This window comes from Desulfobacula toluolica Tol2, assembly GCF_000307105.1.
Taxonomy (GTDB): Bacteria; Desulfobacterota; Desulfobacteria; order Desulfobacterales; family Desulfobacteraceae; genus Desulfobacula; species Desulfobacula toluolica.
Map to the genome: position 1 here is coordinate 1,728,615 of NC_018645.1, position 24,168 is coordinate 1,752,782.

Sequence of the window (24,168 nt, forward strand, 5' to 3'; positions counted from 1 at the left end):
ATATGGATAATGAAGAGATAGAAATAAAGGTTCTCATGGAGGCTGTACGGCTCAGATACGGTTATGATTTCAGCCAGTATGCAGGTGCATCCCTTACAAGAAGAGTAAAAAAATGCATGTCTGATGCAGGAGTTAAAAACATTTCAGACATGATCCCTCATATTATTCATGACAAGAGGTTTTTCAGTTCTTTTTTGTATAATCTTTCCGTAAATGTCACTGAAATGTTCCGTGATCCAAAATTTTTTTTATCTTTAAGAACAAAGGTGATGCCATATCTTAAGACCTTTCCCTTTATCAAGGTCTGGTCAGTGGGAGTTTCCACGGGTGAAGAGGTATACTCGCTGGCAATTGTACTCAAAGAGGAAGGCTTGTATGAAAAATCCCTGATATATGCAACTGATTTTAACGATATAGTACTTAAAACAGCACAAAAGGGAATATATTCAGGTGATGATATAAAAAAAAGCACCCTGAACTACCAGAGAGCAGGCGGTAAAAAGTCGTTTGGAACGTATTATCATGCGGATTATGATTCCGTTATTATTGACAGATCCCTTAAGAAAAATATTGTTTTTGCAAACTATAATCTTGCAACCGATAATGTATTCGGGGAGATGAACCTGATTTTTTGTAGAAATGTATTGATCTATTTTAACAAAGACCTGCAGGAAAGGGTGTTAAAACTTTTTAAAACAAGTCTTTGCAATCATGGGTTTCTCTGTTTGGGAAGCCGTGAAACCATTGATTTTTCAGATATCTCATATTTTTTTGTGCCTGTTGTTAAAAAACAAAGGATTTTTCAAAAAAAAATAAAAACCTGTCCGGGAGAAAAAAGATGAAATTTGATTTTCATGCCGTGGTTATGGGAGTGTCAGCAGGTGGTTTTAAGGCACTTAATATCCTGCTTCCCATGTTTCCAAAAAATTTTTCCTGTCCTGTGATCATTGTTCACCATGGAATGCCGGCAGGCGATGATTTTTTTGTGAACTCACTGAACACAATGTCTAAACTTATTATTAAAGAGGCAGAGGATAAGGAACAATTAAAAACCGGAAAAATTTATATTGCTCCAGGTAATTATCATCTTCTTGTTGAAAAAGATTACACTCTTTCCCTGTCAGTGGACAAACCTGTGTGTTATGCAAGGCCTTCGATTGATGTTTTGTTTGAAACGGCAGCCCGGGCTTTTGGCCCTCATCTGATAGGAATCATTCTTACAGGTGCAAGTTGTGACGGCAGTAACGGCATCAGGATCATAAAAGCAAACAAAGGGCTGACAATAGCACAGGACCCGAACACGGCAGAGGTGAATCTGATGCCTGGTTCGGCAATTGCAACACAGTGTGTTGATTTTATTTTATCCCTGGAAGATATCCCTTCTTTCATAACCGGTTTATTGGAGGATGATCATGAAGGATGCAAGTCATAGACCTAAAATACTTATCGTGGATGATAATCCTGAAAATCTTTTTGTTCTTGAAAAGATACTTAAAAAGCTTGATGCCGATATCATAAGGGCTGTTTCCGGCAATGACGCTCTTTCAACCACTCTTTATAATGAATTTGCCCTGATTATTTTAGATGTTCAAATGCCTGAAATGAACGGTTATGAAGTAGCGGAAATTTTAAAAGATGACGAGCGCACTGAAAATATTCCCATTATTTTTGTCACTGCAATTGACAGGGACAATGCCAAAGAGATCAAAGGATACAGCAAAGGAGCTGTTGATTTTATATTTAAACCGCTGGATGAATTTATTCTGATGAGCAAGGTAAGAGTATTTCTGGAGATCTATAAAATGAAAAGCGGGCTTGAACAGCTTGTGAGGGAAAGAACCTTGGAACTTGAGAGGGCAAACGCCCATCTTTCAGACAATAATGCCAGGCTCAGAAAAATTGTTGAAACAACACAGGGGTTGACAGGTTGTATTGAAATCAGTTCTTTCGGACCTAAGCTGCTTGAGGAATTTGCAAGTCACATGACCGCTTCAGGCGGAAGTCTCTATTTTGTAGAAGAGGACGGTCTGCGGCTTTTGCATTGCCTTGATCCGGGCCATGCCCCTGATTATTTATCGTTTCCTTTGGATGAGTTTTCGATTTTAAGGCAGGTTCTGGAAAGCGGAAAGCCTTCTCTTGTGGATGATGTTGCAAAAAATGATACCATAAAGTCCAGTGGCTGGGGCGGATATCTGGATGGTTCACTTCTGGTTTTTCCGATTCTTGGAACTTCCCGGAAGGTGTCCGGGGTTTTGACCCTTCACAGTAAAACCCAACCGCCATTTACCGAACAGGATAAGGAAATCGGCATCATACTGGCCTCGTACAGCTGTGAAACCATGCGTGCGGTAGAAGCGTTTGAAGCATTGCAAAAAAGCGAAAGACAATACAGAACCCTGTTTGAGAAAACAAACGATGCTATTTTTATTGCAGAAAGAGCCACGGGCCGTTACACAGATGCCAATAAAGCCGCTCTTGATCTTACCGGACGAACATTGGATGAGCTAAAGCAGATGACCACCCGTGATATTACATCAAAGGATGCAGATAATCTGCTTGCCGCTATTTCCGAATCCTGTGAAGTCAGGGAGCTTGGAAGGGTCACCTATTACCGGCCGGATGGTACATGCAGGATTGCCAAGCTGAGCAGCGTTCCTTTAAATACCAAATATGTGATCGGTATTGCACGAGATATTACCCATGACCTGGAAGTGGAAAAACAGCTTCGCCAGGCCTATAAAATGGAGGCCATCGGCACCCTGGCCGGGGGGATAGCCCATGATTTCAACAATATACTGTTCCCGATTATCGGTTATACTGAAATGCTGCAGCAGGATATCCCTGAAAACAGTCCGTTTCGTGATAGTCTGGATAAAATTTATTCCGGTGGCATGCGGGCTAAGGATCTGGTGAAACAGATCCTTACATTTTCCCGTCAAAGGAGTGGTAAATTGAAATTGATGAAGATGCAGCCTATTATAAAAGAAGCATTAAAATTGATCAGATCGACAATTCCCACAACAATTGAAATCAAACAGGATATTAATACTGATTGTGGTGAAGTCAAAGCTGATCCGACTCAGATTCATCAAATTGTGATGAATCTTGCGACAAACGCTTATCACGCCATGGAGACGACCGGTGGAGAGATGAACGTAAACTTGAATCAAATTCAATTGAGCAATCAGGATGTGCTGAGTTTGGATATAAAACCGGGGCTTTACGCCTGCTTGACAATTGCCGATACCGGCACAGGTATGAATAAAGATTTGATAGAAAAAATCTTTGATCCGTTTTTTACCACCAAGAAAAAAGGGAAGGGCACAGGAATGGGACTTTCTGTCGTGCATGGTATTGTTAAAAGCATGGAAGGCTCCATACGGGTTGACAGCATGCCTGGCAAAGGTACTCAATTTTACGTTTATCTGCCGATATTTAAGAAGTTTTATAAAGAACAGCCTGTTCAAAATAACAGTCCAATAAAAAAAGGGAATGAAAAAATTCTGCTTGTAGATGATGAAAAAGATATTGTTACAATGGAAAAACAGATGCTGGAACGGTTGGGTTATCAAGTTGTTTCAAGGACCAACAGTATTGAAGCTCTTGAAATTTTTCGTGCCGATCCCGATAAATTTGATATGGTTATAACTGATATGGCTATGCCCAATATGCCAGGAGATAAATTATCGGCGCAGTTGATAAAAATAAACCCTGATATTCCGATATTGCTTTGCACCGGGTTCAGCGAAGCCATTTCTAAAGAAAAAGCAGCGGCTCTGGGAATTAAGGGTTTTTTAATGAAACCGATTGTAATGAAGGATTTTGCCGATAAAATACGTGAGGTGCTGAAGAAAAATTTAAAATAATAAAATTTTATTGAAGTTATAGTTTTATTGAAGTTATACTTCTCACTGGTATTTTATATGAAAGTCTTATCAAATCCAAACAGTGACTTTCATGTTTTTTTGTGGGCAAACATGGGTGAAAGACTAATACTGCCCGTGGCAGTTATAGAAAAAAATTCTTATAAGGCAGTGATACTATTAAAATGTTGAAAAAAATAATTTCAGGCGGACAAACCGGTGCGGACAGGGCGGCATTAGATTTTGCCATTAAATTCAATATTGAACATGGCGGGTGGATTCCAAAGGGCAGAATAACCGAACAAGGGCCTTTGCCAATGAAATATCAATTGGTTGAAATGGAGACCACTGATTACCGGGAAAGAACAAAACAAAATATTATTGATTCCCATGGGACAGTTATTATTTCACGGGGGAATCTTTCCGGCGGATCAAAGTTGACACAGACCTATGCAAACGTTCTTGGTAAACCCAATTGTTATATCGATCTTTTAAAGACAGATGAATTTGAGGCTGCCATGATTTTAAAATCATTTATAATGGAAAATAAAATTCGGATTTTGAATGTTGCAGGCCCCAGGTTAAGCTATCACCCCTGGATATACAAGGATGTAAAAACTGTTCTTGAGGTCACTTTGTACCTTGTTTTTTCAGACATAGATCAGGACAATGGCATCTACGACTGCATTCCTTGTGGCCCGGCTAAAGAGAGTTTCCCTCAAACCATTGAAGAGGCTGTTGTCATGTTTTGTGACGACCTGCCGCTCAAGACCCGGATATTTATTGCAAAATTTGATTGTCAAAAGATCCATATGCTGTATTTTACCCTGCTGGACTATTTAAGGCATAAAATGGGATTTGACAGTGGAAATCAGGAACTTTTAAACGATTGTTGTTCCAAGACAGAGGATAATACCTGTACCATTGAAGATGCTGTTATGGAAATTTTAAAACGGTTTAAGAAATATCTTGAAACAGACCATATATTAAGAGTAGTTAAATGATACCTATTCGGGATAATCAGCCATCCAATTGTTTTCCTGTCGTGACATATCTTCTCATGGGCATTAACTTGTCGGTATTCTTGCTGCAACTTCAAATCGGGCTGGATAATGAGGCATTTTTTTATGTTTACGGATTGGTTCCGGCTAAATATACGGTACATGAAGTATCAAGGCATTTTTCAACGGCCAATCAATTTTTTTCTTTTTTTTCTTATATGTTTTTACATGGCGGGTTTTTCCATTTTATTGGGAATATGTGGTTTTTATATATTTTCGGGGACAATGTTGAAGAATATTTCGGATCATTAAGATTTATAGGGTTTTATTTGATTTGCGGCATTATTTCAGGATTTTTCCATTTTTTTTTAAACCCTGTATCCGTGGTGCCGACAATTGGCGCAAGCGGTGCTATTGCCGGTGTTATGGGGGCTTATTTTCTGCTGTATCCAAAATCACGGATTTTAACAGTGATTCCAATTATCATTATTCCCTGGTTTGTTGAAATTCCCGCCTTTCTTTTTCTGGGAGTCTGGTTTTTAATCCAGTTTTTCAATGCAGCCGGCAGCAGTGCCGGATCGGGTATTGCCTGGTGGGCACATATTGGAGGATTTGTTGCAGGGCTTTTATTGGTTAAGGTTAACAAAACACTGCCTCAAACAGGCACCAGAGAAAAAATCAGTCAATTTACCGCTAAAAAGCGAACCCCAAAGCTTCAAATGATTGTTACATCAAACACGCCGGACAGCTCGGATCTTTTTGGAGATATTGAAATCACATCCATTGAAGCCATTACCGGTGTCAATAAAATGGTGACGATTCCATGGGGATTTTATAAACCCCTTTACAAGGTCAGGATTCCTCCCGGAGTGAAACACGGAACCCGTTTACGGCTTTCCGGAATGGGAAGGGTTTTTCCAGGCGGTATCAAAGGGGATATGTATCTTACAGTGAATATCAAAAATGTTTTTTAAAAAAGCTATAAAAATCGTTTTTTTTCTCTTCCTGGGTTTTTTTATGGTTTTGTTTTTTGTTTTCCTCAATCTTCCCCATATTGTGGAACCCAAAATCAAAGAAAAATTGCAGCAGGTTTTAAATTCCAAGGATATAGAATTTGATATACAAAAAATAGGCTTTTCAAATACTGTTATTTCCAAAATTCGCATAGGCAAAGGGATTTTTATTGATTTGCTTAATATTGATTATGGATTTTATGATTATGATATCAAATATTTGCCTGGTATTAATTTGCCGTCCATTCATTTGAGTGAAATGACCGTATCGGGATTAAATGTTCATGCAAGTCTTGATGATAATAATCAGTTTGAAATTCATGGATTTACGATTCCCGGCACATCAAAAGATCAAACCAGACAGCCGGATACATCGTTGCTGTCTTTTCTGCCAAAAAAAATTGTCTTGCAGAATGCTAAAATTATTTTACACGCATTTGATGATGAGTTCTTGATTCCGTTTGATGTGTTGTCCAACCTGAGCGCAACAGATGAAAAAATATTTGTCCGGGCCTTATTATATCCTTTTGGCGAAAAACTCAATATTCGTATTACATATGATTTGCATAAGGGGGTTGAGTTTTTAAAACTTGAAGGAAAATCATTTGACTTAGAACATATGAACACATTGCTCTCCCAAAAAACAAAAGGTGTTCAATTAAAAGGTCCGGTTGATTTTAACCTGGTATCATCTTCACTTCAAAAGAAATGGGATATGCATATTTCCCAAGTTGTTGTCGGGCAACCTGTTGAGATGTCTGTTGCTGATGTTGCCGCCACTTTTTTGATTGACAATAAAAAAATAAGTGCGGGTGGCACTTTTAACATCGCCTGGCCTATGCTGCCGCTAACCCGGATGCAATACGCTGTGACAATTGATTTGAAAAAAGATCATAAATTTGATGTGACACTTGAAAACAGTAAAATACAACATTGTGAATTTGCACATGGATCAACTCTTGTGGATATCAAACAGCCTGAATTTAAAGCCGGGTTCAGTGGTACGCAGTCAAAAGGGAAGGGTAAAATAAGCCTTGATTTGAAACAAGGCCGCATTCAAAATCAAAAACAGGAACTTGCTTTTGCCGATACAAAACTATCGTTGGATATTGATGTTGATCTTACAGGTAAAGGAAAAGGTTTAAGTTCAAAATGGATGCTTGCAGCAAACAAGGTCAAAATCAAATCGGATTTGGTGCAATCAGCCTTTCCTTTGGCAGAGGGGTCAGGAGTGTTCTTTTTTGACAGGAACAACATTCCTTCCGGTAATATGATATTAAAGGCTTCCAAAGGCAACCTGAGATCTTCAAAGTTCAATATCAAAGCTTCGGGGATTGATTTTAAAATTCCGATCCATTATCCCAATACCGGTAAAAGGTCGTATGGAACATATTTTATTCCGGCAATTTCATACAATAACCAGCATAACTTCAGCACAAGAGGTAGAATTTTTCAAACCGATTCAAAAGAGTTCCGTGTCAGCGGAGGGCTTGATTTTAAGACAGTGAAGGATGTAACAGCTCAATTCAGCTCAATTATCGGGTTTGAAAAAGGGCTTTGGGCATCCCTGGATTTTAAAACAAATCCTGTTAAGTTAACTTATGAGGATATTAAAAAATTGATTCCTCAAAAGCTTGATTCCGCCGATATTGAAATAACGGCCTGGGCCAATGGAAAGGCTGATTATAGTCATCATCAATTAAACACATCCATGCAGGTGAACATAAATGATGGTAAAATACATATGCCGGATATGAACTTTACTGCAACAGGCATCAATACCACAGTGGATTTCAATGATCTGCTGGTGCCGGAAACTGTTCCGGGTCAGATGTTAACCATTGATTCAATTGAAGTGAACAAGATCAAAATAGCGGATGCAAAAATTCGATTCAGTCTGGAAGATGCCAGCTCTTTGCTCATTGAAAACATCCGGTTCAAGTGGTGTAACGGCCTTGTTTCATCGGAATCCATAAGGTTTCCCCAGAAAAACAATGCCTATTTTCTAACCCTTTATTGTGATCGCCTGGAATTGACACAGCTGTTAAAACAGATGGGCTTGTTTAATTCCCAGGGAACCGGCACATTAAATGGACGAATTCCCGTGATTTATTCTGACGGGAATATTGCATTTGACAATGGGTTTTTATTCTCAACTCCGGGAAGTGGGGGAAAGGTGATGATTGAGAATGCCGGCAGGATTACAGCGGGTATTCCAATGGACAGTCCGCAGTTTGTGCAACTCGATATTGCTCAGGAAGCTTTGAAGGATTTTGATTATAAATGGGCAAAACTTATATTTAATTCATTTGAAGACATGCTTTATGTGAATATGGAGCTTGATGGAAAACCGTCGAAACTATTACCCTTTGAATATCGAAAAGAGTTGGGAGGATTTATCCGGGTGGATGCATCAAGTCCTGGATCAAGTTTCCAGGGAATAAAACTGGATGTGAATTTAAATCTTCCCTTTAATGAAGTGATGAAATTTGGTAATAAATTAAAATCAATCCTAAATTAAAAAAAGGAGAGCGTATGTCCGGAAAAGTTTTTTTCATGGCATTGTTCATTGTTCTTTTTGCCTTTGCAGGATGTCAGTCAAGCCATGAAATTGAGGTGAAGCCTGTTGAAATCAAGCCCATTCACATTACCATTGATGTGAATGTCAGGGTTGAAAAAGCCCTTGATGACTTTTTCGATGACCTTGAAGCGGCTGAAGATGAAATAAAAGAATAGGAGAAAGTATGAATATGCGCAATATTTTAAAAATATATGTTTTACTGATGGTCTGCTTTTTTATATCATTCCAGGTTGCCTTTGCAGCCGGCATTAAAGAAAGAATGAAACAGCGGCTGCCTGCAATTACAGGTTTGAAAGCAAAAGGCATTATAGGAGAAGATAACAGAGGCTATCTTGGATTTGTCACCGCTGCCAGGGAACTGGAAGATGTTATTGCCGCTGAAAATCAAGACAGGAAAGCCATTTACACTCACTTTGCAAAACAGCAGAATACTTCACTGGAAGTTGTTGAAAAAATTCAGGCCAAGCGAAAAGCAGAAAAGGCAGACCCGGGAGAATTTTTTCAAAATCCTGATGGGTCATGGCAAAAAAAGTGATTTCAACAATAATTTTGATGATCCGGAATTTTGATGATCTGAAAGAAGTGTTTTGAAAAGCTGAGTATTTAAGATTGAAGTTCCTGGCTATATTGGCAGGCGGATTATAAATTTGGCCCCGGAACCGGGTGTGGATTCCACACTCATTTCTCCTGCATGGTTTTCAGTGATGATAAAATAGGATACGGACAGCCCAAGGCCTGTGCCGATCCCCACAGGTTTGGTGGTGTAAAATGGTTCAAACACCCGTTTGCGGGTCTTTTCATCCATTCCAGGGCCGTTGTCCTGTATTGTCATGGAAACCATTTTTCGCTTTTTTTCAAAATGTGTTTGGACAATAAACAAAGGGTTTGGGGTTTGATTCTCCTGCATTGCCTGCGCACCGTTGCGCAGGATATTGAGAAGAACCTGCTGGATTTTTGCCCGTTCACAGGGGACAGGTGGTACAGTGTCATCATACTCTTTTTTAATCTCAATCATTTTAAAATCATAATGTTTTTTTAAATCAAACTCAGTGGCTGCAAGCTCCAGGGTTCTGTCTATGAGTTCCGAAAGAGAATATGACGATACCAGTGTGTCGCTTTTCCTGGCAAAACTTAGCATGTTATTGACAATAGTTGCCATTCGTGCGCCGGATTCGTTAATGGTTTTGATCATGCGCAGGATGCCTCTTTTTTTCATAAAAGCCTTGATATCATTCATATTAATACCTATCTCTTCTGCCGCACGCATATTGGCCGGTATCTCAATATTGGTAAGGCGTTTGCTCATTACATCTGCGGTCTGCATCATACCTGCCAGGGGATTATTGATCTCGTGGGCCATGCCTGCGGCAAGTCCGCCTACGGAGAGCATTTTTTCCGATTGCACAATCATCTCCCGGGTTTTTTTACGTTCATTAATATCCCTGACAACTGACAGCATCCTTTCTTTATTACCGATTTTTGAAAACTTGAGATTTATTTCCGTCCAGAATATGTCTCCATTTTTTTTCTTTGCCTGCCATTCAAATATATGCGATCCTTCCTCCACTGCCTTTTTTGTTTTTTCATCAATACCTTTCTGATCATAGGGAGGAATTCCTGAACTTATATCTGTAGCAGTGCATTTCAATAGTTCTTGTTTTTCATAGCCAAACATAGTCAATCCAGACATGTTTACATCAAAAAACCTGTTTTTTTCATTGTCTAATATAAATAAGGCATCACTGGTGGCGTTGAATATTTCCCGGTAATTGCGCTCACTTTTTGCAAGTGCTGATTCTGCGCGCTTTTGATCTGTGATATTGCGGGTTATCCCAAGAATGCTTGCAGGTTGCAGGTGTAAGTCAGGTAAAAATTTTATATTAATGCTGGTCCAGATTGTTGTACCGTCTTTGCGGTATTGTTCTATTTCAAATATGGTGGACTCCCAGCCATCAGGATCACCTGATTCAATGCTTTTCAGTTTTTTTTGATGCAGTTTTGTTGCCTTTTTGAATGAGTCTGGAGGCATTATGTCCTTTATCGGCATTTTCATTGCTTCCTCAACTGTATATCCATTTTGTTGCTGGATTGAAGGACTTATATAGGTGAAAACAAGGTTCATATCCATTGTCCATATTACGTCTGAAACGTTTTCTGCGATTAATCGGTAACGCTTTTCTGCTTTCTCTTTTTCCCTTGTTCGGTCTATGATGGATGAAATCATCCGCTCAAAAGCAATGGACATCACTCCTATTTCATCTTTTGTTATTGAGTTGTTGTATTTTTTTATATTGTCAAAAAGAGTCGGCAAGGCGTCATGCCCATAATTTTTCATTATATTGCTGACTTTAATAATGGGCATTACAATCCATTTGTTGGTAAAACAATAAAAAACAAGACTGGTGAGGGCAATGGCAATGATAAAGGAACCGAGAAAATACAGAATATTTTTTTCAAGTTGTGTTTGAAGATATTCTTTTGTAACTCCTATTCGTATAAGCCCTATATGGCGGTCTTTAATATTTAAATGGGTGATCAGTTCATAAAAATTTTTATTTATCTGCAGCTTGGAAAGGTTTTGATTTCTGGACAGGTGGACTATTTTTTCGATATCCAGGTGATGCGCCGGAATGTTGCCGACGCAAGCTATTATATTTGCTGTGTCATCATATATCTCAATATAAACAATTTCTTGATTCTTTTTATACAATGTTTCAATGGCAGGGTTAATTCTATCGTATGCAATTGTGCTTACAACGGGATCAATACATGAAATTTCCAAAAGATCATGTATTAAAATGGATTTTTTTAACAAACTATTGTCGGAATCATTTTTTTCAATAAAGTAATATGAAATTATTATAATAAGGAATAAAACAGTTGTTGAAAAAAGGTGTAAGATTAAGATTTTATCAAACAGACCTGTACCTCGTTTAAACATTCTATTTTGCGTAACCCATTTATCTTGTTTCATATGAGCGGCTTTGTTTAATATTTGCTGTGAAGGGGATAATTAATGGTGCTTTCAGATGCTTGCGGGGGCCATATGGTTTTCATTTTGCCCTGTTGAATTTGCACAAGCGCCATTTGATGCCCGATATTCATTCCCCTTGAATTATATTTTATCCGTCCGTAAAATATTTCCACATCCATATTTCTGATGTTGTTTATCAGTTCTTTTGAATTCAGGGCAGTACATTTTTCCAGGGCCAGCTGAAAAATAACTCCGCATGCACTTGATGTGGCATTCTGCTGGCTGGGCTGTCGGCCGTATTCGTCTTTAAATGCTTTCATATAATCCCTTGACGTACCGAAAACAGGCCCTTTAAATGATTTTTGGGGAGCCCATTGTGCAATGCCTATCATCCCTTCTGAATCATCACCAACATCCTGAACATAATTTGTTTCAGAAGGCCCAATGGTCATGACAACTGCTTTTGGTTTCAGTTGTTTTATTTTTGACAATTGTTTGCTGAAGTTCACAGCGTCCTGATAATGGCTGGTTAATATTATAATATCAGGTTGTTTTGACGCCATTTCATGCAGATAGGGGGTGAAATTATCTGTTTGCTTGTCAATGATTTGATAATATACTTCTTGAATTTTTTGAGAGGCAGCCCATATTCGAACCCCTTTGGCCGCACTTCTGGTGAACAGCTTATCAGGCATTATCAGAGCATATGTTTTGGGAGCGGGTCTGACTTGTGACATCAGGTTGAAAAATTCTTTAAACCACCAGCTGGCTGAGGTTTGAGTTGCAAATGTGAAATGCTGGTTTTTAGTAAAAATAGAGTCTGACACACCTCCGGACGCTATCATGATGATACCGTTTTTTTCCGTTATTTGACTGGCGGCAAAATTAAAGTCACTGGAGAACGGCCCTAAAATAAAGTCAACCTTATCTTCTTTTATCAGCTTGGTTATATTTTTTTTTAAAGTTTCAATATTACTTTTATCATCATAAGATTTAATGTTTACCCGGTATGATCGGGCTCCAATTTTAATACCGCCGGCTTTATTTACATGCTCCTGCCAAAACATGTAACCTTGAATTACATTTTTACCTTCTACGGAAAACCGGCCTGTTTTTGAAATTGAAACACCAAAATTGATTGTTTTTCTGTCCAAAGGGTTTTGAAGTGGTGAAAGCCTGTCATCAGCAGAAAAGAAGGCATTGTGATATATTGCTCTGTTTTCGGTGGGATCAGTTGTTTTTCGGCTTAAAAAAATAAGAGTGGAGCCCAGGGCTATGGCGATAAAGAATAAAAAAAATATTTTTTTTTGCATTCGTGCCTCCAGAGAAAATATTATTATGAATAACATTCCATGGCAACAGGGCTGGATATAATAATCAGTCCAGCTCAATAATGCAATGGAAGGATTATTTTTCCACGGAAAAGTGTGCTGGACTGACAATATTTTTGCTGATTTATTTGTTTTTTGAACTTAACTCGGGAAAATCCCAGTAAAAATATTCGTTGGGGCTTGTTTCTTCTTTGTCTTCCAGTCGTGCGAGTTCCTGTTCTCTTAGCTCTATTCTTCTTATTTTACCGCTGATGGTCTTGGGAACCTCCGGAACAAATTCAATGATCCTGGGAATTTTGAATTTGGCAAGAATTGCAATGGTATGTTTAAACAGATCCAGGGCCAGTTCCCTTGTAGGCTCAAATCCCTGATTCAGGATAACATAGGCTTTAACAAGCTGATGCCTCTTTGGATCGGGTTTTCCGATAACAGCGGCCTCACCAATGGCCGGATGCTCAACCAGGGCGCTTTCAACCTCAAACGGACCCACACGGTAGTCCGAGGACTTGATCACATCGTCTGCCCGGCCTACAAACCACCAGTACCCGTCTGCATCAAATGAGGCGCGGTCCCCGGTATAGTAATAATCGTCAATAAACACCTGATTCATTTTTTCAGGGCTTCCAATATATTCTGTAAACAGGCCTTTGGATTTGAATTTATCCAGTTTTACAACAATATGACCGGGCTCGTCAGGGGTTAAAATTTCATTTCCTTCATCATCAATCAGAGCAACATCATACATAAACGACGGATATCCGAATGATCCGTTACGCATTTTTCCTGTCATCCAGGGGGGATTGCCGATCATTGCCGTAGATTCGGTCTGTCCGTAAAAATCACGGATTTCAGTGCCGGTGAATTTTTTCCACTGGATGATAACCTCTGGATTGAGGGGTTCTCCCGCACTGATGGACTGGCGCAGACAGGACAGATCATATGCTGATATATCCATATTAATGAACATTCTCCAGGCAGTTGGCGGCGCACAGAACGTGCTGACTTTGTTTGTTGCTATGGCTTCCAGATATTGATTTCCGTCAAGGGTTGTAAAATTAAACCCTGTTGCAGCCGCACCAACGTTCAGGGGGACAAAAAAACTGCTCCATGCCCATTTTGCCCATCCTGGCGCACTGAGGTTGTGATGGATATCATCCGGTTTAACCCCGATCATTACGGATGTGGACAAATGCCCCACAGGATATGAGGTTGCACTGTGTCCAACCCGTTTGGGAAGTCCTGTGGTTCCGGAAGTAAAAAAACAGAACAAAAGATCATGGGCTTTGGTTTTTGCAGCCTCGGCTGTTGCTGATTCATTTTCAATGTCGGCATAACTAGTCCATCCCGGTTTGGTGCCAAGTACGATTTTTGTCTTGGGGGTGATCCCGGTTACGGTTAAAGCCTCATCCATTAAATCGGTAAAAGACTGATCAGAGATGATAACATCCGGTTCATAGGTTTCAAATCTGTATTGCAGTTCCCTCATGGTCATGGTCGTAGCCGTAGGCACTGAAACAAGCCCGCCTTTTATGCCGGCATAAGTTGCAAACCATGTTTCAGGGACAATGGGAACCATCATGTACATATTGTCGCTTTGCTTCACGCCTGCATTTCGAAGATAGTTAAGGCATTTGTTTCCGTTTGCTGAAAATTCTTTGTATGTATAGCGTTTTGTCTCTTTTGTAACAATATCCGTCCAGAGCAGTGCCAGGTTTTCTCCTCTTTCTTTGACATGTATATTATCAAAAACTTCTTCAACCCAATTAAAATATTCAGGGAACTCCATGAAATTTAATTTTTCAAAGAATGCTTTGGCAGCCTTTTCTTTTTGTTCATTGTCATCCATCTGATTGAGTTCCATGACCGCTCTGTAAAATTTTTTCATTTCCATAAAATATTCCTGCAATTTTATTGTTTCTTTGTAAGATTAAAAATTTTTTCTTTATAGCATCTTTTTTAAAGGGTGTATTTAGCAAATTTACATTAACAGGGCTTTGTAGCCTTAAGAACAGAGGTTTGTTGTTTTATCCGTTGACATTTGGATCATGAAAGGATAAGTAAAGCCAACCTCAAGCAGAAGCTTGAAAAAATATTTTTTTTAATAAACAATTTAAACCATGAAGGTTGATTTATCGGCAGGATAATGCCGTCACCTTTATGGTTTTTTTATTTTTAAGGAGAGTTTAAATGAAATTTTTAAATGTGATTTGTTCAACTGTTTTAATGTTCTTTTTTTCTTTTGGATCGTCATATGCTCATTTTGGAATGGTTATACCGTCAGATAATATGGTCATGCAGGATGATTCCAAGCAAGTTGATATCCAGCTGTCTTTTTCCCATCCCTTTGAAATAGTTGGAATGCCGCTGGTCAAGCCGGAAAAATTTTTTGTGGTCAAAGATGGTAAACAACAGGATTTGAATGGAAAACTTCAAGCAATCAAAGTCATGGGACATGACGCCTGGAAGACCGGGTATGCCATAAAAAGACCAGGTGCCTATGCCTTTGTAATGGAGCCAAAACCCTATTGGGAACCGGCTGAAGATTGCTTTATTGTTCATTATACCAAAACCATTGTGGCAGCCTTTGGTGATGACGAAGGATGGGACAGTGAACTTGGACTGAAAACTGAAATCGTGCCGTTGTCCAAGCCCTTTGGTCTGTATGCCGGAAACGTGTTTCAGGGGATTGTAAAGCTGGATGGCAAAGTTGTTCCCTATGCAGAGGTTGAAGTGGAATATTATAATAAGGATAAAAAAGCCCATGCACCAACAGATTATATGGTGACTCAGGCCGTAAAAGCCGACGGCAACGGAGTGTTTACCTATGCCGCACCAATTGCCGGATGGTGGGGGTTTGCAGCGTTAAACACATCCGATGCAACAATGATGCAGGATAATCAGGAAAAAGATATAGAGTTGGGCGCGGTTTTATGGGTAAAATTTGAGAACTGGCAGGAAAAATAAGATGCATATTTCAGAAGGCGTTCTTTCCGGTCCGGTATTGGCTGCCGGTGCGGCAATAGCCATTGCCGGAACCGGTCTGGGACTGAAAAAAATCAATTACGACCGCATTGTTCATGTGGCTATTCTGGCCTCCTCCTTTTTTGTGGCATCACTGATCCATGTGAATATCGGACCGGCAAGCGCCCATCTGATCTTAAACGGAATTGTGGGATTGCTGCTTGGATTTGCAGCAATCCCGGCAATCCTGACGGCATTGCTGCTTCAGTCCATTCTTTTTCAATATGGCGGACTCACTGCACTAGGGGTTAATGTTGTGGTGATGGGTATGCCGGCCGTGCTGTCCCATTATCTTTTTTTGCCCCTGCTGGGAAAATCATCAAGGTTGACCTTTATTGCCGGATTTTGCGCAGGTTTTTTCTCCATATTGTTGTCATCTCTTTTGTTGGGCGGGGCTTTATGGTTCACGGATAAAAATTTTTTTGAAACCAGCCTGACCATTATCATGGCTCATGTTCCCGTCATGATCATCGAAGGAATTGTAACAGGCTTTTGTGTGGCATTCCTTTTAAAAGTTTACCCTGAAATTATACCGTTGAAGAAAAAATGAAATTAAAAAACACACTTATTCTAGCCCTTATCTTAGCGATAATTCCTGCAAGCCGTGCCATTGCCCACAAGGTGATCATTTTTGCCTGGGTGGAGGATGGAATGATTCATACGGAGAGCAGTTTTGGCTCGAAAAGAAAGGCCAAAGACTGCACCATAACCGTTGTTGATGAAAATGACAGGGTTGTCCATACAGGACGGACAGATCAGGATGGAAACCATGTGTTCAAGATTCCTGAAAATGTTGATTCAGATCTTATTTTAAATCTTGATGCTGGAACCGGTCATAAGGGCCAGTGGCGACTGTCCAAAGATGAACTGGTTGCTGTTCCTTCACCTGTGGATATCCGGACAGCCATGGATGAAAAAGAAAAACTGGAACAAAATCCGTCTGTGTTTAAAATAATCGGTGGCATTGGCATTATCTTTTTGCTGGCTCTGGGTATAATGCTTTTAAAAAGGAAAGCATCCTGAAATGATAGAAGAAAAATTTGCATCAGGCCGGTCTTTTATCCACCGGCTGGATCCCAAAATACGCATCATTGCTTCGATTGTCTTGTCTGTTGCCACAGCTCTTTGTGATAATTTAAATCTTGCAATGATTTATTTTGGTATTTCAATGATTTTAATTGCAATGGCAAGATTGAATCCGGTTGATGTTCTCAAACGGTTAAAACCCCTTTTCTGGTTTTTGTTGATGATCTGGATCATTCTTCCGCTAACCTTTGACGGAGATCCCCTGTATCAATATTATGGCTTGAAAATAACACAACCCGGTGTTCTATTGTGCTGCAAGATAACCATCAAATCCATCACCATATTGCTTTTTTTTACAGCCCTTATTGCCACAATGACCATAGCTTCCCTTGGAAACGGACTTCATAGAATTCATGTGCCTGATAAGATGGTTTTTTTGATCCTGATGTCCTACCGGTACATATCCGTTATTGAGGCGGAATACAGACGGCTTTTGCGGGCAGCTAAATTCAGGGGATTTCAACCCGGAACCAATCTGCATTCCTATAAAACATTTGCTTATCTGGCCGGTATGCTTTTTGTCAGGGCATCTGTCAGAGCCCAGAGAGTTTATCAGGCCATGTTGTGCCGTGGATTCAATCAAAAATTTCATACCCTTGACGTTTACCCGTCAAATAGATTAAACTCCAGCTTTTTAATAATTGTATCTGCGGCAAGCTTAAGTCTTGTCATAATTGAAATTATCTGGGTTTAACAGTGAATGACAATTCAAGCGTAATCAAGTTAGAAGACATTTGTTTTTTTTATCCCGGCTCAAATGAAAAAGTTTTGGATCATCTGAATCTTGAAATAAAAAAAGGTGACAGGATTGGAATGATGGCTCCCAACGGGTCAGGCAAAACAACTTTGCTGCATACGATCATGGGGCTTTGCAAACCTGATTCCGGAACAATAACAGTGTTTGGTAATGTGTTAAAAAATGAAAAAGATTTTTTACCGGTTCGATCCAAAATAGGTTTATTGTTTCAGGATTCTGATGATCAATTGTTTTGTCCGACCGTGCTGGATGATGTGGCATTTGGGCCTTTAAACCTTGGCTTTTCACAACATGATGCAATTGAAATTGCAAGAAAAACCCTTGAAAGACTTGGAATTCCGTCTTTTGAACAAAGCGTGACCCATCGGCTGTCCGGCGGACAAAAACGGCTTGTGGCACTGGCTGCAGTGCTTGCCATGGAACCTGAAATCCTGTTGCTTGATGAACCCACTGCCGGCCTGGACAATATGGTTCAAGAAAAATTAATCAACATTCTCAATGGTCTTGATATATCTTACTTTGTGATTTCACATGAGTTTGATTTTGTTAAAGCAGTGACAGATAAAATATATTCCATGGAAAACGGCAGAATTTTAACTGATGATAAAATTCACATCCATCGCCATGAGCATATTCACAAGCACGGCAAACAACCTCATATTCATAAATGATAATTAATTGGTTTAATTAATTATCATTTACCATGAAGGAGTTGAAACTCATGAATGGCCTTTTTTTATTTGGAAGTATGATTTGATTTGAATCTAAAGCCGTGTCAGATCAGACATTGGACAGAATAGCGGTAAGTTCTTTTTGAATGCAATAATAAATATCTTCATCACTGCCGTAAACATCAATAACATCTTTGTGATTAATGAGTTTTTCCACAATAAATGTTGTCAGGTAAAGGCAGGCAATATTGGGATTTGAAACAAGGGTTCTCAAAGGTGCAATCATGTAATCAATATCAAAATCCTCTGCTTTGCATAGCTTGTCAAGACATCTTGCCAGCTGGTTTTCAATGCTTGATTTTGAGACGGTTTCAACCAGGCCGGTTTCTATAAGTTTCATGGACAGTTTATTGCTGAAAACATCTATGTTGTCCCGGATTGTGTTGATGGTTTTGATTCTTTCCCGTTCTTTGGAAGATTCGATCTTTGAAAGAAGCTTTGCTTCCCTGTTTCCGGTATAAAAAATTTTAGCCATAAAATTATCCTTAAATTTTATAAGAAAGTCTTAAAAAAAATAACACAGAGACTTTCAATTTTTGTTGTGGGCAACGCTGAATAAAACAGCAAATCTGTCCTTGGCAATTATAAAAAAAGTCGTAAAATGCCAATCTTTATTTATATAATAAAAACAGGGTATTTTTCAAGTAAAAAATCTAAAGGTCTTCGATAATTATCTGGGCAGCGTGTGTTTTGAATTTATTGATTTTAATCTTAAAGGCAATCTTCGGGTAATAAACAGGCAGGTTATCAGGATCACTGATGTTAAAATGAAAAGCTTCAACCATATGTTGAGAAATTGAGCCTGCACTTTTAAGAACCATTTTTCTGTGGCTGTTTCCAATGAGATAAGAAGAGGCTACACAGATATCTTTACACATAAAAACCGGTTCAGGGTTGGCCATACCAAAAGGCCTTAATCTGTCCATCTCTTTGGCCAGATTAAAATTTATATCTTCAAAATCAAGAGTGGCATCAATGGTCTTTGATTTGTGAAAATCTTTTTCAGAATAAAAATTTTCCATATGCCGGTTCAAGCTTTGACACAATGCCTGTAAATTGCTTTTTTTAACCGTAAGGCCCGAAGCCATAGCATGGCCGCCAAATTTTTCAAGCAGGTGTTCGCTGTTTGTGAGTGCTTTGTGGATGTTGATATTATTGATGCTCCTGCCTGAACCAATGGCTTTTTCACCTGCGCTGGACAATAAAATTACCGGACAACAGTATTTTTTTGACAGTTTTGATGCGGCAATTCCCAGAACACTTGGGTCCCAGTGGTCATCCCATAAAAAGAGAAGCTTTTTATTCAGCAAGTCCGGTGTTTTTAACAGCCTGTGTTCTATTGTAAGGATAATTTCTTTTTCGATCTTTTGCCGTTTGAGATTTAACTGATCCAGAAGGGATGCTGTTTTCTCCGCATTGACAACATCTGTGCAGGTCAGCTGTGAAACACAGATTCTGGCATGAGATATCCTGCCTGCAGCATTAATTCTCGGGACAAGTTTAAATGAAATATCATCTGAATCAATTTTTCCCAGATCAACCCGGCAGATATCAGCAAGAGATTTTAATCCAAGCCTTGTTCCCTGTTTGATTTTTTTTAGACCTGCAATGCAAAGAACACGGTTTTCATTGATTAATGGAACCATGTCCCCGATGCTTCCAATGGCAAACAGGTCAAGATAGTCTATGAGATTGGGTTCCTTGATGTCTTCCCAGAACTCTTTGTCCCGTAAGAATTTTCTAAGTGCCATGACAAGAAAAAAGGCAACCCCCACACCGGCAAGATAGTCTAATCCAGACCTGCAGTCTTTTCTTTTAGGATCAACGACTGCCAGGGCAGCAGGCAGGTCAATCCCCGGCTCATGATGGTCGGTTACGATGACATCAATATCTTCAAGATTGGCTTTGATGACGGCTTCGTGACTGCTGACACCGCAATCAACCGTAATGATCAGGTCAATATCCTGATCCGATGCCATTTGAATATGATCTGTCTGAAGGCTGTAACCTTCTTTGATGCGATGCGGGATATACCATGACACATTGGCATCGCAATATTCAAAAAAATCACTGAGCAGGGCTGTAGAGGTCACGCCATCTGCATCAAAATCGCCGAAAATAAGAATCTTTTCTTTGTTTTCAATTGCAGTAAAAATTCGTTCTACTGCTTTGTCCATATCCTTTAAAAAAAAAGGATTGGTAAGATTTTTAACATTGGGGTTTAAAAAGAAGTTCGCGTCTTCAATATTTGTGATTCCCCTGGCTGAAAGCATTTTTGCCAGAAGCGGGTGGCAGTTCAGACCTTTGGTTAATCGTTCGACTATTTCCTGGTCCGGTTCAAGATATTTGAGTATGGTATCCATGTTAATTAGAAAGAATTTATATAAGTAAACCATTATAAAGTCAATTTGATATAAAAATTTCATCAATTAATAAAGTTTAAAAATGAAACATTTAGTGGTATAGCGGTATCTAAACTTGATCTGGTTTGTATTAATTATGTTAAGTTCGTAAAAATAGTGATATATTAACAAGTTTTAAAAGAAAACAAGAGTGGAAAAATATGAAAACGGTTCATAAAGAGTATATAGTTGATAAAACCAAGATAGGATTTATCCGGTTTATTTTAGAAGCCCATGAAGGTGTGGCTATTGCCACAACCCTGGATTCTCAAAAAGGTCATATCAGGCTTGCCATTGCACCTGATCGCATGGAGTCTGCCCAAATGATCGTTGAAGATTTAAAAAAGGATTTTTTGTTTAATGAAGTATAGCGGATATGCGTATGTTTATACAATTGGCTGCCAGATGAATGTCTATGATTCTGAAAAATTAGCCTTGATACTTAGTTCTTACGGGTTTGAAAAAACCGATGATTTGGATAAAGCCGATATTGTGGTTTGCAATACCTGTTCGATCCGGCACAAGGCAGAAGAAAAAGCATTTAGTTTTTTGGGCAGGTTTGCCAAAATCAAAAAGAAAAAACCCCATCTGATAACGGTCATGGCAGGATGTGTGGCCCAGCAGGAGGGCAAAAAAGCGTTTGAGCGGATTCCGCATCTTGATATAGTTTTAGGCACTCAGGCCTTTTCAAGGTTTGGCAAGCATATTGATGCGGTTAAATCCGGTAAGTTGAGAGTAGTTGATATTGAAGACTCGTCCATGATTTATGAAGCCATGCCGGACAGCACCTGTTTTGATGAAAATAAAATTTCCAGGTTTGTCACTATTATGCAGGGGTGTGAAAATTTTTGTACCTATTGTGTGGTTCCCTATGTCCGGGGCAGGGAAAGAAGCCGTGATCCGGAAAAAATAGTGGAAGAGATAACTTTGCTTGCCGAATCAGGTGTCAGGGAAGTCACCCTTTTGGGACAAAATGTCAATTCTTACGGACAAAAAGAAGGCAGGATCTCTTTTCCTCAACTTCTGGCCAGGATCAATGAAATCAAAGGAATTCATCGGATACGATTTGCCACGTCACACCCAAAGGATCTTTCCATGGACTTGATTTATGCAATCCGTGATCTTGATAAAGTTTGCAACCATCTTCATCTGCCTGTACAGTCGGGTTCAAATCAGGTTTTAAAAAAAATGAACCGGGGGTATACACGGGAAAAATATATTAACAGGATTTATGACCTGAAAAAGCAATGTCCTGATATTGCGCTTTCAACGGATATGATTGTCGGGTTTCCTTCGGAAAGTAAAAATGATTTTTATGATACAATGAATCTGTTGCGTGAGATTGAATTTGATTCCATATTCGCGTTTGCGTATTCAAACCGTTCATCCGCACCTGCCGCCAAGTTTCCCAATCAGATTGACGAGAAAGAAAAACTTGACAGATTAAATCAGTTGTTGGCATTACAAGAGCAGTTTACTGAAAAAAAGAACAAAGACTTGGTCGGCAAGGTATTGGAAGTCCTTGTTGAGGGAAAAAGCGGAAAAAAACGGGACGGGTTTGAACAAATCGGTAAAAATCTGGAACAGATGACCGGAAGAAGTGAGTCCAATAAAATCGTGCATTTTCCATCCGAACATGCCAAAATAGGCGATAGGATCAATATTAGAATTAAAGATGCTTATCCCCATTCATTATGGGGACATCCTGTTGGAGATTGTGAGTATAGATGAAAAACAAAGCTGTAAAAATCGGAAGAAATGCCCTTTGCCCATGTGGAAGCGGAAAAAAATATAAAAACTGCTGCCGAAATAAAAAAATGGAAATAAGCATAAGAGAAGAATACAAACAAAGATATGATATCACTTTAAAAGAACCCCACCAGATAGAAGGCATTAAAAAATGTGGAGACCTTTTAATATCTATTCTCAATAAGGTTGAGAAAATTATAAAACCAGGACTCAAGACAGACGATATCAATACCCTGGTTCATGAGGAAACCATTAAGGCAGGTGCAATTCCGGCACCGTTAAATTACCGGGGTTTTCCGAAAAGTGTCTGTGTTTCGGTCAATGACGTCATTTGCCACGGCATTCCCGGAGATCGTGTTTTAAAAGATGGTGATATTGTCAATGTGGATATAACCCCGATATTGGACGGGTATTATGCTGATGCCAGTAAAACATTTTTTGTGGGAACACCAACTGAACAAGGAAAAAAAATCGTCAATGTTGCAGCCCAGTCTTTGAAAAGAGGGATTGAAATTATTGCTCCGGGAGCTACACTGGGGGATATTGGCCATGCCATCCAAAGCTATGCAGAGGCTCAGAGCTGTTCTGTGGTTCGAGAGTTTGTCGGTCACGGTGTGGGCATTGATTTTCATGAGCAGCCCCAGGTTCTTCATTTCGGAAGAAGGGGAAAGGGTCTTGCCCTGGTTCCGGGTATGGTCATTACCATTGAACCCATGATTAATCTGGGCAAAAGAGATCTCCATGTGCTTGAAGACCGGTGGACGGCCGTTACCAATGACGGTTCCTTGTCTGCCCAGTTTGAACAGACCATAGTTGTAACTGAAACAGGATGGGAAAGTCTTACGCCTTATGAGCTTTAAAAGTCTGGGAACTGCCTTTTTTTCATATGCATATATCGCATTTGTTGGTTTAAGTTCTGTTATAATGTTTATGGTTGCCTGTTTGATTAGATTGCTGACGCAGGCTTTTGACAGAAGACTTGTTTTGTTAAATCTTTTTTCATCTTTCTGGGGCTCCTTGTATCTGTGGTGCATGCCCATATGGTCTGTTAAAATAACGGGCCGGCAGAAGATGGATATGAAAAATAGTTATGTCATTGTATCCAACCATCAGTCGCAACTGGATATTCTTGTGGCATATCGGCTTTTTTATCCATTTAGATGGGTTTCCAAGGCCGAGGTGTTTCAACTGCCGTTTATCGGCTGGAACATGGTATTGAACGGGTATGTGAAATTGAGGCGGGGAGATAAAGACAGTGTCCGTCAGATGATGGATCAGTGTGAAAAATTGCTGAAACAAAATATTTCCATCATCTTGTTTCCTGAAGGAACCCGTTCAAAAACCGGGCGGGTAAAACCCTTTAAACCGGGTGCGTTTATCCTTGCAAAAAAAATGAAAAAATCCATTCTTCCTCTGGTGATTAACAATACAAAGAATGCCTTGCCAAAACATTCTTTAATGATTCAGGGCAAGCAATGGATGGAGATCAGAGTGTTGGATGAAATATCTTTCTCAACATTTGAGCATATGGAGATTGATGATATTGCAAAGATGGTACAAAAGATGATCAGCTCCCATGTCAAAGAACACATTGCCCTTGAACAGGAAAAATACATTGGCATACCAGCGAACTGATCTAAAATAGAAATCTTGCCCGGT

At 39.4% G+C, this 24,168-nt stretch carries 22 protein-coding genes; 17 read left to right on the plus strand and 5 right to left on the minus strand.

Going from position 1 to position 24,168, the window contains the following annotated elements; translation table 11 throughout:
• The first annotated feature begins 2 nt into the window (after window positions 1-2).
• The 8 genes from TOL2_RS07885 to TOL2_RS07920 all read left to right on the plus strand — a co-directional run bounded on the left by TOL2_RS07885 (window position 3) and on the right by TOL2_RS07920 (window position 8,993).
• Window positions 3-842, plus strand: coding sequence for a CheR family methyltransferase (locus TOL2_RS07885; RefSeq protein WP_198408368.1), 840 nt, complete (start codon window positions 3-5; stop codon window positions 840-842).
• The gene (locus tag TOL2_RS07890) at window positions 839-1,432 is read left to right on the plus strand and encodes a chemotaxis protein CheB (protein WP_014956973.1); all 594 of its coding nucleotides are present in this window, start codon (window positions 839-841) and stop codon (window positions 1,430-1,432) included. The genes TOL2_RS07885 and TOL2_RS07890 overlap by 4 nt, the downstream gene beginning before the upstream one ends.
• Complete coding sequence (locus TOL2_RS23530) at window positions 1,413-3,866, plus strand: response regulator (protein WP_051012324.1); 2,454 nt, start codon at window positions 1,413-1,415, stop codon at window positions 3,864-3,866. Before TOL2_RS07890 ends, TOL2_RS23530 begins: the two co-directional genes overlap by 20 nt.
• Before the next feature lie 182 nt (window positions 3,867-4,048).
• Window positions 4,049-4,867 (plus strand): putative molybdenum carrier protein, encoded by an 819-nt coding sequence (locus TOL2_RS24075; RefSeq protein WP_014956975.1) that lies wholly within the window; start codon window positions 4,049-4,051, stop codon window positions 4,865-4,867.
• Window positions 4,864-5,838, plus strand: coding sequence for a rhomboid family intramembrane serine protease (locus TOL2_RS07905; protein WP_014956976.1), 975 nt, complete (start codon window positions 4,864-4,866; stop codon window positions 5,836-5,838). Before TOL2_RS24075 ends, TOL2_RS07905 begins: the two co-directional genes overlap by 4 nt.
• Before the next feature lie 43 nt (window positions 5,839-5,881).
• Window positions 5,882-8,398 carry an intermembrane phospholipid transport protein YdbH family protein gene (locus TOL2_RS07910; RefSeq protein WP_158406081.1) on the plus strand — a complete coding sequence of 839 codons (2,517 nt, stop codon included), beginning with the start codon at window positions 5,882-5,884 and terminating at the stop codon, window positions 8,396-8,398.
• Window positions 8,399-8,412: 14 nt separating this feature from the next.
• The gene (locus TOL2_RS07915) at window positions 8,413-8,613 is read left to right on the plus strand and encodes a YnbE family lipoprotein (RefSeq protein WP_014956978.1); all 201 of its coding nucleotides are present in this window, start codon (window positions 8,413-8,415) and stop codon (window positions 8,611-8,613) included.
• An 8-nt stretch (window positions 8,614-8,621) separates the two neighbouring features.
• Window positions 8,622-8,993 (plus strand): YdbL family protein, encoded by a 372-nt coding sequence (locus TOL2_RS07920; RefSeq protein WP_014956979.1) that lies wholly within the window; start codon window positions 8,622-8,624, stop codon window positions 8,991-8,993.
• Window positions 8,994-9,080: 87 nt separating this feature from the next.
• Here the strand turns inward: TOL2_RS07920 and TOL2_RS23540 are convergent, their stop codons facing one another.
• From TOL2_RS23540 to TOL2_RS07935, 3 genes are all read right to left on the minus strand, one after another.
• Entirely contained in the window at window positions 9,081-11,432 is a 2,352-nt protein-coding gene (locus TOL2_RS23540) for a PAS domain S-box protein (protein ID WP_083863530.1), read from the minus strand.
• Between the two features lie 14 nt (window positions 11,433-11,446).
• Window positions 11,447-12,745: an amino acid ABC transporter substrate-binding protein gene (locus TOL2_RS07930; RefSeq protein WP_014956981.1), complete on the minus strand. Its 1,299-nt coding sequence runs from the start codon at window positions 12,743-12,745 to the stop codon at window positions 11,447-11,449.
• 142 nt (window positions 12,746-12,887) lie between these two features.
• The gene (locus TOL2_RS07935) at window positions 12,888-14,654 is read right to left on the minus strand and encodes an AMP-binding protein (protein WP_014956982.1); all 1,767 of its coding nucleotides are present in this window, start codon (window positions 14,652-14,654) and stop codon (window positions 12,888-12,890) included.
• Window positions 14,655-14,950: 296 nt separating this feature from the next.
• Between TOL2_RS07935 and TOL2_RS07940 the strand changes: the two genes are divergently transcribed.
• The 5 genes from TOL2_RS07940 (at window position 14,951) to TOL2_RS07960 (ending at window position 18,298) form a co-directional block, all read left to right on the plus strand.
• Window positions 14,951-15,727: a DUF4198 domain-containing protein gene (locus tag TOL2_RS07940; RefSeq protein WP_014956983.1), complete on the plus strand. Its 777-nt coding sequence runs from the start codon at window positions 14,951-14,953 to the stop codon at window positions 15,725-15,727.
• A gap of 1 nt (window position 15,728) precedes the next feature.
• Window positions 15,729-16,334 carry a cobalt transporter CbiM gene (gene cbiM, locus TOL2_RS07945; protein WP_014956984.1) on the plus strand — a complete coding sequence of 202 codons (606 nt, stop codon included), beginning with the start codon at window positions 15,729-15,731 and terminating at the stop codon, window positions 16,332-16,334.
• On the plus strand, window positions 16,331-16,807 hold the full coding sequence (locus TOL2_RS07950) for a hypothetical protein (RefSeq protein ID WP_014956985.1): 477 nt from the start codon (window positions 16,331-16,333) through the stop codon (window positions 16,805-16,807). The genes cbiM and TOL2_RS07950 overlap by 4 nt, the downstream gene beginning before the upstream one ends.
• Window position 16,808: 1 nt before the next feature.
• Complete coding sequence (gene cbiQ, locus TOL2_RS07955) at window positions 16,809-17,564, plus strand: cobalt ECF transporter T component CbiQ (protein WP_014956986.1); 756 nt, start codon at window positions 16,809-16,811, stop codon at window positions 17,562-17,564.
• A gap of 74 nt (window positions 17,565-17,638) precedes the next feature.
• Window positions 17,639-18,298, plus strand: a complete 660-nt coding sequence (locus tag TOL2_RS07960) for an energy-coupling factor ABC transporter ATP-binding protein (protein ID WP_232508100.1) — start codon at window positions 17,639-17,641, stop codon at window positions 18,296-18,298.
• Window positions 18,299-18,407: 109 nt separating this feature from the next.
• Here TOL2_RS07960 and TOL2_RS07965 read toward each other — a convergent pair whose 3' ends face one another.
• Both TOL2_RS07965 and recJ read right to left on the minus strand, forming a co-directional pair.
• Window positions 18,408-18,833 (minus strand): hypothetical protein, encoded by a 426-nt coding sequence (locus tag TOL2_RS07965; RefSeq protein WP_014956988.1) that lies wholly within the window; start codon window positions 18,831-18,833, stop codon window positions 18,408-18,410.
• A gap of 178 nt (window positions 18,834-19,011) precedes the next feature.
• Entirely contained in the window at window positions 19,012-20,721 is a 1,710-nt protein-coding gene (gene recJ, locus TOL2_RS07970; protein WP_014956989.1) for a single-stranded-DNA-specific exonuclease RecJ, read from the minus strand.
• Window positions 20,722-20,921: 200 nt separating this feature from the next.
• Here recJ and TOL2_RS07975 point away from each other — a divergent pair, with 200 nt between their 5' ends.
• The 4 genes from TOL2_RS07975 to TOL2_RS07990 are packed head-to-tail and all read left to right on the plus strand — an operon-like array spanning window position 20,922 to window position 24,144.
• Window positions 20,922-21,131: a DUF4911 domain-containing protein gene (locus TOL2_RS07975; protein ID WP_014956990.1), complete on the plus strand. Its 210-nt coding sequence runs from the start codon at window positions 20,922-20,924 to the stop codon at window positions 21,129-21,131.
• Entirely contained in the window at window positions 21,121-22,491 is a 1,371-nt protein-coding gene (miaB, locus tag TOL2_RS07980; RefSeq protein ID WP_014956991.1) for a tRNA (N6-isopentenyl adenosine(37)-C2)-methylthiotransferase MiaB, read from the plus strand. Before TOL2_RS07975 ends, miaB begins: the two co-directional genes overlap by 11 nt.
• The gene (gene map / locus TOL2_RS07985) at window positions 22,488-23,369 is read left to right on the plus strand and encodes a type I methionyl aminopeptidase (RefSeq protein ID WP_014956992.1); all 882 of its coding nucleotides are present in this window, start codon (window positions 22,488-22,490) and stop codon (window positions 23,367-23,369) included. The genes miaB and map overlap by 4 nt, the downstream gene beginning before the upstream one ends.
• Entirely contained in the window at window positions 23,359-24,144 is a 786-nt protein-coding gene (locus TOL2_RS07990; RefSeq protein ID WP_014956993.1) for a lysophospholipid acyltransferase family protein, read from the plus strand. The genes map and TOL2_RS07990 overlap by 11 nt, the downstream gene beginning before the upstream one ends.
• The last annotated feature ends 24 nt before the right edge of the window (window positions 24,145-24,168 follow it).

Excerpts from the sequence above, each read along its gene's own strand:
- TOL2_RS07885 (WP_198408368.1), top strand. The coding sequence starts at position 3 with ATGGATAATGAAGAGATAGAAATAAAGGTTCTCATGGAGGCTGTACGG.
- TOL2_RS07890 (WP_014956973.1), top strand. The coding sequence starts at position 839 with ATGAAATTTGATTTTCATGCCGTGGTTATGGGAGTGTCAGCAGGTGGT.
- TOL2_RS23530 (WP_051012324.1), top strand. The coding sequence starts at position 1,413 with ATGAAGGATGCAAGTCATAGACCTAAAATACTTATCGTGGATGATAAT.
- TOL2_RS24075 (WP_014956975.1), top strand. The coding sequence starts at position 4,049 with ATGTTGAAAAAAATAATTTCAGGCGGACAAACCGGTGCGGACAGGGCG.
- TOL2_RS07905 (WP_014956976.1), top strand. The coding sequence starts at position 4,864 with ATGATACCTATTCGGGATAATCAGCCATCCAATTGTTTTCCTGTCGTG.
- TOL2_RS07910 (WP_158406081.1), top strand. The coding sequence starts at position 5,882 with ATGGTTTTGTTTTTTGTTTTCCTCAATCTTCCCCATATTGTGGAACCC.
- TOL2_RS07915 (WP_014956978.1), top strand. The coding sequence starts at position 8,413 with ATGTCCGGAAAAGTTTTTTTCATGGCATTGTTCATTGTTCTTTTTGCC.
- TOL2_RS07920 (WP_014956979.1), top strand. The coding sequence starts at position 8,622 with ATGAATATGCGCAATATTTTAAAAATATATGTTTTACTGATGGTCTGC.
- TOL2_RS23540 (WP_083863530.1), bottom strand. The coding sequence starts at position 11,432 with ATGAAACAAGATAAATGGGTTACGCAAAATAGAATGTTTAAACGAGGT.
- TOL2_RS07930 (WP_014956981.1), bottom strand. The coding sequence starts at position 12,745 with ATGCAAAAAAAAATATTTTTTTTATTCTTTATCGCCATAGCCCTGGGC.
- TOL2_RS07935 (WP_014956982.1), bottom strand. The coding sequence starts at position 14,654 with ATGGAAATGAAAAAATTTTACAGAGCGGTCATGGAACTCAATCAGATG.
- TOL2_RS07940 (WP_014956983.1), top strand. The coding sequence starts at position 14,951 with ATGAAATTTTTAAATGTGATTTGTTCAACTGTTTTAATGTTCTTTTTT.
- cbiM (WP_014956984.1), top strand. The coding sequence starts at position 15,729 with ATGCATATTTCAGAAGGCGTTCTTTCCGGTCCGGTATTGGCTGCCGGT.
- TOL2_RS07950 (WP_014956985.1), top strand. The coding sequence starts at position 16,331 with ATGAAATTAAAAAACACACTTATTCTAGCCCTTATCTTAGCGATAATT.
- cbiQ (WP_014956986.1), top strand. The coding sequence starts at position 16,809 with ATGATAGAAGAAAAATTTGCATCAGGCCGGTCTTTTATCCACCGGCTG.
- TOL2_RS07965 (WP_014956988.1), bottom strand. The coding sequence starts at position 18,833 with ATGGCTAAAATTTTTTATACCGGAAACAGGGAAGCAAAGCTTCTTTCA.
- recJ (WP_014956989.1), bottom strand. The coding sequence starts at position 20,721 with ATGGATACCATACTCAAATATCTTGAACCGGACCAGGAAATAGTCGAA.
- TOL2_RS07975 (WP_014956990.1), top strand. The coding sequence starts at position 20,922 with ATGAAAACGGTTCATAAAGAGTATATAGTTGATAAAACCAAGATAGGA.
- miaB (WP_014956991.1), top strand. The coding sequence starts at position 21,121 with ATGAAGTATAGCGGATATGCGTATGTTTATACAATTGGCTGCCAGATG.
- map (WP_014956992.1), top strand. The coding sequence starts at position 22,488 with ATGAAAAACAAAGCTGTAAAAATCGGAAGAAATGCCCTTTGCCCATGT.
- TOL2_RS07990 (WP_014956993.1), top strand. The coding sequence starts at position 23,359 with ATGAGCTTTAAAAGTCTGGGAACTGCCTTTTTTTCATATGCATATATC.